The sequence below is a fragment of the Burkholderia sp. ZZQ-2 genome (assembly GCF_050768715.1).
GTDB classification, from domain to species: domain Bacteria; phylum Pseudomonadota; class Gammaproteobacteria; order Burkholderiales; family Burkholderiaceae; genus Burkholderia; species Burkholderia cepacia.
Genome location: NZ_LDVA01000083.1, coordinates 1 through 304, shown reverse-complemented (window position 1 = coordinate 304; position 304 = coordinate 1). Strand labels below are relative to the sequence as shown.

Genomic DNA, 304 nt, shown 5'->3' with positions numbered 1-304 from the left:
GTCCACACCGTCTCGCCCGACGATCTGCGCCCCGAGGATGGCGTCGGATCCAGGGTCGGCGAGCAGCTTCATCGACAGCGTCTCGGCACCGGGGTAGTACCCCGCATGGGATCCGGGGTGCACGTGCACGACGTAGAACTCGCGCCCGGCCGCCCGGAGCTGCCGTTCACTCCACCCCACCTTCGCCGCGGCGATCCCGAACACGCGGACGATCCCGGTGCCGAGTGCGGGTCGCACCGTCTCGGTCCGCCCCGCGATGAGATCGGCCACCATGCGGCCGTGTCGGTTCGCGAGGCCGGCCATG

1 pseudogene is annotated in these 304 nt (G+C 71.4%); it reads right to left on the bottom strand.

Going from position 1 to position 304, the window contains the following annotated elements:
• Window positions 1-273 (bottom strand): annotated as a pseudogene (locus ABY44_RS03675) (hypothetical protein); the annotation flags it as partial.
• Window positions 274-304 lie beyond the last annotated feature (31 nt).